The organism is Candidatus Latescibacter sp., assembly GCA_030692375.1.
Classification (GTDB): domain Bacteria; phylum Latescibacterota; class Latescibacteria; order Latescibacterales; family Latescibacteraceae; genus JAUYCD01.
In genome coordinates, this window is record JAUYCD010000010.1 from 1 (window position 1) to 6,331 (window position 6,331).

Sequence of the window (6,331 nt, forward strand, 5' to 3'; positions counted from 1 at the left end):
TCTAAGCGAAAGTTGGGTATCTTCTCTCATGGCAGGCTCAACTCATTTGTATTGTGTTTGTTCGTCGTTATTTGTCTAACTACAATATAATACAATATATTAGTTGATGCACTGCCTTTTTTTATGAATAATCCGGGTTAAGCGAAAAAAGGAATGATATTTAACCACGAAACACACGAAAGGCACGAAAAATGATTTTTTTAAAAAAATGACAAATTTAGTGTTTTTCGTGACTTTCGTGGTTCAAAAATTTTTAAATGAACTGCATTGGGCTTAAAAGGAGCGCCCAGTTTGAATTCGGATTCAGAAACAAGCAGGAAAAGGCTCCACATCCACCATTACATTTCCCCTGCGGGAAGTCACAAGTCCCAGTCCACCGCCACTTTCAAAATAACTTTGAATAATTCCTCCTCCGAACCCATCGGTGCATGGACATCTTCCGGAAAGAAAATGCCGAAGGTTCCGGGGAGAGTTTTTACCCATACCTCGGACATTCCGGGAAAATATTCGATATCTTTTCCCTCGATATACCCCTGACCCTGGGCGGCGCATTCGGAAATATTCTTCCACCCGATCAAATCTGTTCCGGAAATGTCGCATTGGATGTCGATATACCGCTTGTGACTCTCCAGTCGGGCTTTCTCCATTCCTTTTCCGGGTCCGCGGGTTATGACAGCGTAAAGACGGCTGCCGTCAATTTCCTGACGGCCTGCGGGGACAGCTTTCAGATCAAGGTTTTTCAGGTATTCAAACGCCGGTTGAAAACCGGGATGGAGAGGGTAGTACCGTTCTCCGTTGTCAATTCGGTCTAAAACCATTATCGCTCAACCTCCGTGATTATAAGAATTGATACAAGTAGTATTTCTTTCCTCACATCACTGGAATGATTGCACAAGAAATCGTCAGTGTCAATATCAATTTTCCCTTTGAACAGGAAGCAGGCGGTATCTGCTTTTTTCTGTTGTAATGGCCGGTAGTTGTTTTTATAATTTCCTGAAAAAAGTGCGAAGAAACAGGTCTTCATGGTTAATTTTATCGGAATGTAGAGAAAGGAGCCTGTTATGCACAGCAGAAGGAGAACCTCATGAGCGAGCCTTTCGGATTCGGAATAATCGGGGCGGGAATCATCAGCGCCTGGCATGCCGCAGGGATAGAGGCGCATCCAGACGGCCGTCTGGTGGCGGTCGCCAGCCGTTCCCGCGAGCGCGCCGAAAAATTTGCCGCCGAGCATACGTGTGCGGTGATGGATGACTGGCGCGAGATGATCAACCGTGACGATATACAGGCGGTATGTATCTGTACTCCCTCCGGGCTGCATGCCGAACAGAGCATCGCCGCAGCCTGCGCCGGAAAGCATGTGCTGGTGGAGAAGCCCATGGCTATTACACTCAGGGAATGCAACGAGATGATCGGCGCCGCCCGCGCCAACGGGGTAAAGCTGGGGGTGATTTTCCAGAAACGCACCGATGAAGCGCCGAATCGGTTAAAAAAGGGAGTGGAGGACGGTGTATTCGGCAGGATATTCTTCGGGGACGCCTCCATTAAATACTGGCGCAGCCAGGCGTACTACGACAGCGGCGACTGGCGGGGCACCTGGGCTCTGGACGGCGGCGGGTGCAGCATGAACCAGGGAATCCACGGCATCGACCTCCTCCTGTACATCATGGGCGATGTGGAGAGCATCTACGCCAAAACGGACACGGTAGCCCATACCATCGAAGTGGAGGATATCGCCATTGCACTTCTGCGGTACAGGAACGGCGCGTATGGCCGCCTCCAGACCGCCACAGCAGTCAATCCCGGCCAGGGAATTTATATCGAGGTCAACGGAACTCTGGGGACCGCTTCCCTTGCGGATGAGACTATAACCGGCTGGGCGGTATCAGATTCCAAGGAAAAGCTCGCGGTAGAAACAGTCGCCGGAGCGGAGGCAAAACGAAGCGCTGCTGCCTCATCCGCCACCAGTTTCGCCACTCGGGGGCATATTATCCAGGTGGCCAACCTGATTTCGGCGGTGAGGACCGGTGAAAACCTCATCTGTTCCGGCGAGGAGGGGCGAAGGTCGGTGCACCTGATCATGGCGCTCTATGAATCGGCGCGGCGCGGGGAAGAAGTCAAACTGGATGAACTGATATGAATAATCCCGTTATGTCATTTGCTAAATATCTTTGAAAATATTGCGCCGTGATTGTTTATTTAGATCCTGAAACGAGTTCAGGATGACACGTGTCATGCCGAACTTGTTGCCGCTTGGCGGGAACGATGAAACCGTTTCGGCATCTATACAAACGATCATGAATCTTATCTAATGGCATACCCGGATAAGATTACTTATATAAGAAAACTTTTTATCATCCGGAAAACATTTTCAGTCTTTCCATTCCAGTTGCTTCTGGATATTTTCATGCTGCTTGTATTTTTTTACATAATTCGCGGGGTCGGGACCGATCACATTGATTTTCGATAGATCGCCCTGCCCTATTCCGGCATTGGCGCAGTAGGTCAGATATCCGCAGTCGCTGAAATTTATGTCCATGAGCCGGCAGCCCATACGGTCCGCCGCGATAAAATCGGTGCTGGCCAGCGCCACCCCATGATCCACCTGTGTTCCGGCAGTGGGGCCGTTCCCTTCCATGCCTTCGAGGCCATCGAGAATGGCCAGGCGGGGCTGGATTTTCTGGGCGAGGAGGAACACATCGAAATTCATGCCCCGGATTCCCGGTGAATGAAGGCGGCTTTTGTCGTGACGGGTCCCGTCCACGAACGGCGCGCCAAGGAGCATATTTTTGGCGGTAAGGGTGACCACCAAAGTGTTATGTGTTTTCAGGCGGCAGATGGAGATGAAATAATTGTTCGGGTCGAGAAACTGGCTGCAGATTCTGAGGTCCAGGGGATGGCCTTCCTTGCTCAGAACCCACTCTATCTTATAGGTCCCGCCATTGAGATCGACGAGCTTGACGTTATATTCCTTTTCGAGCGGGAAATAATTATAGATCGTGTAGTGTTTTATCGTGCCCGCCATGTCCGCATACCTTCGTCCTGTGGACTCGCCGATGATTACCTGTTTTTTGTAGATCGGTTTCAGGAAATCGAGAAGTCCCCGGATCGCATCGGGATGAGTGGCGCAGAGAAGCTGTTCGTTGCCGACCAGGTTGGGTTTGATGTATATCTGCTTACCCTGAATGCCCTTTTTGATATCTTTTTCCAAAGGTTTGAGCGCTTGATACACCATGTCGCGGCGGTCCTTGCCGGTTACAAACGACACGGTGCTCATTTCCGGGTTGAATGTTTCGGCCCCTGACAGCCTGACCGAGGTGAGCGGGCCGAACGCTGCGCCCGCAGCGCCCAGAACCAGCTTTCCCATGAAACTGCGGCGGCTTTGCTGTATTCTCAGGATATCGGATGCTTCATCGAGAAAGATTCTTTCCTGCATGATGATTCCTTCACTTGTAAAAGTATGGTAACAATCAGTTTTTTATTAAAAAATCTTTTGGAAAATGCCTCATTTTTCACATAATTATGATGGCTTATGTATTTTGGATTATATTTTAAAAGGCTTATGAAAAACCCTTGTTAATTTATAGATGCCGAAACGGTTCGTTCCCGCGAAGCGGCAACAAGTTCGGCATGACCGTGTCACCCTGAACTTGTTTCAGGGTCTAATGAATGAAAAAACCTTTATCGCCGATAAGATAATAGAATATTTTTTACACCGTCTGAAAAAATTTCATACTTTTTCAACTGTTTTCATATTTTAACGAACCAATCCGGACTTTTGTAACAATAAATTTCAAATACCTTTTAAAATCCTGGAGGAACCGACCATGGCTGGCAGCATTCCGTACAGAAATGCAGCGCTGGTGAGCGCTGGGATCCTTGCTTTTTCCCTGATGTGGTTTTCGGCCGCCGCCGAAGAGCCTGCCTGGAAAGCCCTTAATGACAAGGCAGCCCAGGAAAAGAATGTTAAAACTATCCTCCGGAACGATATACCTGAAACCGGAGTGGTATCCAATCTCGAACCGGGGGCCGTCATCAACCGGAAGAATCTCCCCGATGTTGCCATTGCGCCGGGAGTTACCGGCAAAATGTACTGGGGGAAAGGGACGCTCATCAACTGGATGACCATGGAACCGGGCGCGGAAATCCCCCGTGAGAAACTCCCCTGCGAGCGGTTGATGGTGGTATGGAAAGGTTCTGTTGAACAGCTCCTGTACGGGAAGTTCGTCCCCATGAGCAGCTATACCCTTGTCACCAACTGGACCTCAAACCCCCACCGTGACTTTGTTTATTTGCCCAAGTTTGAAGTCAACGCAATGAGAGCAGGCCGTGACGGCGCCGAAATCCTGGAAATATATTCGCCGGTACGGCTCGATTATGTACAGAAAGCCGGGGGTAAGGTTCCCGCCAGTATCACGGAAGGTATGTACCACGTTTCTCCGGCGTTTCCGCCCAACAAGGTGCTGAATTTTTATGATGTTCAGTTCACAGATCTTTCCGAGACGACTTCCAATTCACGGCTGATTTCGGGCCGTGGATTCCAGTGCAGCTTCCTCTCGGTGGACCCGGGACGGGTCTCCCCGTTCCACAACCATCCTGAGGAACAGGTATCCATCGTTCTTAGGGGATATGTGAATGAAACACTGATGGACAAGACGGTCAAGATGCAGGAGGGTGACATCGTCTACATGCCCTCCAACATGGTGCACCGCGGCGAATACGGCGCTCCGGGCTGCGACTTTCTCGATGTGTTCTGGCCGCCCCGTCCGGATTTCCTCGCCAAGATGAACGACCGGCTCGCCAAATTCCACTCTGTCATCCCGAAGGACGCCAGGCCGGTGCTCGTCCATGACGGCGAGAAAAAGGAGCCGTTCCTCACCTGGACCGAAGGCCCCGCCTGGATGAACGGGCGCTTTTACTTCTCCAACATGTGGTTCGAAAAGGGGTTCACCGCGGGCAGTCCGGAAAAGAGCAACACCATACGCATGGAGAAGAACGGAACATTCACCATCATCAGCCGTAACATGCAAACCAACGGCATAATGCCCCTGGGGAACGGCAATCTCGCGGTATGCGACATGTTCGGCCACCGGGTGATCGAGATGAATCCCGACGGCAGGATTCTCCGTACCCTGGCCGACAAATACAACGGAGTCCGCTTCGACGGCCCCAACGATCTGGTGATCGACGCCAAAGGGGGCATCTATATCACCGACCCGCAGTTCACTCCCGGCCTGGACAAGACCCAGCCCGGGAAATCGGTGTTCTACCGCAAACCGGACGGCGAAGTTATCCGCGTGGTGGCGCCGGGTGAATTCGGGCAGGAGAACGGCATCCTCCTCAGCCCGGACGGGAAAACCTGCTTCATCAACAACACCCGGAACATGCCGGTCGGGAACTATGTCATGGCGTTCGATGTGAATCCGGACGGCGCCCTCTCGAATGGCCGCCCGTTCGCCAAGCTGTTCGTCCCTCCCGAAGTCCGCGCCAAAGAAGACAACGCCTCCGGCGCCGACGGTATGAAGATCGATGTCGAGGGAAATCTCTATGTCTGCACTCTCATGGGCTTGCAGATTTTCGACAAAAAGGGGCAATTCCTCGGGATCGTGGATTTCCCGATGCGCGCGGTGAACTGCGTGTTCGGCGGGAATGACCTGAAGACCCTGTACCTGACATGCGTAGGCAGAATCTACTCGATTAAAACGAATGTGAAGGGTTTGGAGTATCCGTTGAAGAAATAACGCACCTCTCTGTAGTTGGATATTCAGAAGTCCTGACGATGTTCAGCCAACTGACTAACACAATTAGGTGGTACAAACATCAGGTTAGGTCTGTGTGAAAAACACTTTAACATTATAACCAGAGACCTGTTACATGGGAAAACTACGACCAAGACAGCATGAAATAGACGATCAAGCCTGCAAACAATTTGGAAATGCCTTACCAAACTCTTGGCTTCTTCGTTATCAGGGTAAGGACTATGGAATAGATAGCGAAGTTGAGATTTTCGAAAGGGGACAAAGCACGGGTATTATTTTCAAAGTTCAAATTAAGGGTACAGAGAATCCCAAATTTATAGCAAATGAAACTATTATTAGCCTTTCCCTGACAATTGATGATCTGACCTATTTTTGTGAGGAACTCAAAGTCCCTACGATTATAATTTTGTGTGATGTAATTAATAATCGCACGTGGTGGCATGCAATACAATTAGATTCTGACTTAAGGACTAAGATACAAAAGGCACGTGAGAAGGGGCGGTTAAGCATAACATTACACATTGATACGCTAAATAAAATACCATTGACTTTGTGGAATTTATTTGAAAAAGTTC

The 6,331-nt window shown here is 50.0% G+C and carries 5 protein-coding genes; 3 read left to right on the plus strand and 2 right to left on the minus strand.

Annotated elements, in window-relative coordinates:
- Nucleotides 1-359 precede the first annotated feature (359 nt).
- Nucleotides 360-818: a YhcH/YjgK/YiaL family protein gene (locus tag Q8O92_00555; GenBank protein ID MDP2981804.1), complete on the minus strand. Its 459-nt coding sequence runs from the start codon at nt 816-818 to the stop codon at nt 360-362.
- A gap of 266 nt (nt 819-1,084) precedes the next feature.
- On the opposite strand from Q8O92_00555, the gene Q8O92_00560 reads away from it, so the two are divergent.
- Nucleotides 1,085-2,137, plus strand: coding sequence for a Gfo/Idh/MocA family oxidoreductase (locus tag Q8O92_00560; protein ID MDP2981805.1), 1,053 nt, complete (start codon nt 1,085-1,087; stop codon nt 2,135-2,137).
- A gap of 231 nt (nt 2,138-2,368) precedes the next feature.
- Here Q8O92_00560 and Q8O92_00565 read toward each other — a convergent pair whose 3' ends face one another.
- A complete protein-coding gene (locus Q8O92_00565; protein ID MDP2981806.1) occupies nt 2,369-3,433 on the minus strand; it encodes a DUF362 domain-containing protein in 1,065 nt (354 codons plus the stop codon).
- A 391-nt stretch (nt 3,434-3,824) separates the two neighbouring features.
- Here Q8O92_00565 and Q8O92_00570 point away from each other — a divergent pair, with 391 nt between their 5' ends.
- Both Q8O92_00570 and Q8O92_00575 read left to right on the plus strand, forming a co-directional pair.
- Nucleotides 3,825-5,738 (plus strand): SMP-30/gluconolactonase/LRE family protein, encoded by a 1,914-nt coding sequence (locus Q8O92_00570; GenBank protein MDP2981807.1) that lies wholly within the window; start codon nt 3,825-3,827, stop codon nt 5,736-5,738.
- Between the two features lie 133 nt (nt 5,739-5,871).
- The coding region (locus Q8O92_00575) for a DUF4365 domain-containing protein (GenBank protein ID MDP2981808.1) at nt 5,872-6,331 on the plus strand (460 nt) is incomplete at its 3' end.